Annotated in this window: 3 protein-coding genes; 1 reads left to right on the forward strand and 2 read right to left on the reverse strand. The window is 45.5% G+C overall.

The features are described from left to right. The first annotated feature begins 439 nt into the window (after window positions 1-439). Window positions 440-844 carry a DNA-binding protein StpA gene (gene stpA, locus E0D98_RS23890; RefSeq protein ID WP_000115383.1) on the forward strand — a complete coding sequence of 135 codons (405 nt, stop codon included), beginning with the start codon at window positions 440-442 and terminating at the stop codon, window positions 842-844. A 46-nt stretch (window positions 845-890) separates the two neighbouring features. Here stpA and ygaP read toward each other — a convergent pair whose 3' ends face one another. Then, on the reverse strand, window positions 891-1,415 hold the full coding sequence (gene ygaP / locus E0D98_RS23895) for a thiosulfate sulfurtransferase YgaP (protein WP_001229468.1): 525 nt from the start codon (window positions 1,413-1,415) through the stop codon (window positions 891-893). 9 nt (window positions 1,416-1,424) lie between these two features. After that, window positions 1,425-1,724, reverse strand: coding sequence for a metalloregulator ArsR/SmtB family transcription factor (locus tag E0D98_RS23900; RefSeq protein ID WP_000137280.1), 300 nt, complete (start codon window positions 1,722-1,724; stop codon window positions 1,425-1,427). Between the last annotated feature and the right edge of the window lie 4 nt (window positions 1,725-1,728).

Consider the following 1,728-nt stretch of genomic DNA (forward strand, 5'->3'; position numbering starts at 1 on the left):
AGATATGACCTTGCCTTTAATTTCACTAATGAAAGTTTGGGGGTGAGGTAACGCTATAAGCGTAGAGAATTCGGTGTATGTCGTGACCGTGTCATTTACAGCATTTTTTATGCCAGAAAATGTACATTAACAGCAGAAAGCACCAGTGAGGGGTGTTTTCTTTTATTCTGTTATATTGCATTTTTATTCACTTCGGTTTTGTCAGGCTTGCGGAATTAGCGAGCAGAGAGCGCCACTCTGTTCACCAATAATCTAAATTACTCATCAAAATGGCTAATATATAATCTTGAAATTATTCTGAGAGTTTCAGAAAATAACAGCTGAAATAATCTCGCGCAGGACTGTAAATAGATTAAATTTTGTGGAAATATAATAAGTGATCGCTTACACTACGCGACGAAATACTTTTTTGTTTTGGCGTTAAAAGGTTTTCTTTATTATGTCCGTAATGTTACAAAGTTTAAATAACATTCGCACCCTCCGTGCGATGGCTCGCGAATTCTCCATTGACGTTCTTGAAGAAATGCTCGAAAAATTCAGGGTTGTCACTAAAGAAAGACGTGAAGAAGAAGAACAGCAGCAGCGTGAACTGGCTGAGCGTCAGGAAAAAATTAGCACCTGGCTGGAGCTGATGAAGGCTGACGGAATTAACCCGGAAGAGTTATTAGGTAATAGCTCTGCTGCTGCACCACGCGCTGGTAAAAAACGCCAGCCGCGTCCGGCGAAATATAAATTCACCGATGTTAACGGTGAAACTAAAACCTGGACCGGTCAGGGCCGTACACCGAAGCCAATTGCTCAGGCGCTGGCAGAAGGTAAATCTCTCGACGATTTCCTGATCTAATTACTGAGGCCGGATGTCGCTGCTAGGGCGCGTCCGGCGTCGCTTCTCAAGTTCGTTGGTTCCACGGCATCTTATCTAACAACCTTGCCATTCCACAAAAACCGCTGATTCCTGCAAACAGTAACCCGGCACCAACAAAGCCACTTAATAAGAAGAAACCGCTATTTACGGTATAACCCAGTACAACGCCGATTAATATTAAACCACCCGCAGCGATCTGCACCTGGCGCATTAACGGCAAGGGTTGAGATTTATTTACCGCTACTGGCAATCCAGCTCTTTTCCAGCCATCAATCCCATCTTCGAGTAAAAATATTTCTGCGGGGGCGGCAATCGCTGCTAATTTATCGGCGTTATTACTGGTGCGTTTACCTGCCTGGCAGTGGAATATAATTTGCTCGCGACGTAATTTAGGTGGAAGACCTGACTGTTCCAGCACGGATAATGGAGCCAGATCTGCTTCAGGAATATGTTCACGAAGATATTCATCAGCGTCACGAATATCGATTAACTTTGCGCCGCGTGCGATTAATTCTTGTGCATCATGCGGCGAAATGGTTGTCAAAGCCATAGTGACTCCTTACGGACAATAGACATTTTTCAGGGTGGCGATAATGGCATTTACCGCCTCATTTTTAATGGAATATAGAATGCGTTGGGCATCCCGTTGGCTGTCGATAAGCCCTTCGTCCCGCATACGAGCGAGATGCTGTGATGTCGCAGAGGCACTCAGTCCGGTAATGCGCGTCAGCTCTCCCGCGCTGGTGCCGGGGGAACCGCTAAGCATGCACAGAATCAGCAATCGTTTAGGATGGCTCATTGCTTTCAATAAGGCCGCTGCCTGTTCGGCACTGGCCTGTAATTGCGCGAGTTCAGTCATATTT

The organism is Escherichia sp. KCJ4928 (assembly GCF_004352695.1).
Classification (GTDB): Bacteria; Pseudomonadota; Gammaproteobacteria; order Enterobacterales; family Enterobacteriaceae; genus ECMA0423.

Excerpts from the sequence above, each read along its gene's own strand:
- stpA (WP_000115383.1), top strand. The coding sequence starts at position 440 with ATGTCCGTAATGTTACAAAGTTTAAATAACATTCGCACCCTCCGTGCG.
- ygaP (WP_001229468.1), bottom strand. The coding sequence starts at position 1,415 with ATGGCTTTGACAACCATTTCGCCGCATGATGCACAAGAATTAATCGCA.
- E0D98_RS23900 (WP_000137280.1), bottom strand. The coding sequence starts at position 1,724 with ATGACTGAACTCGCGCAATTACAGGCCAGTGCCGAACAGGCAGCGGCC.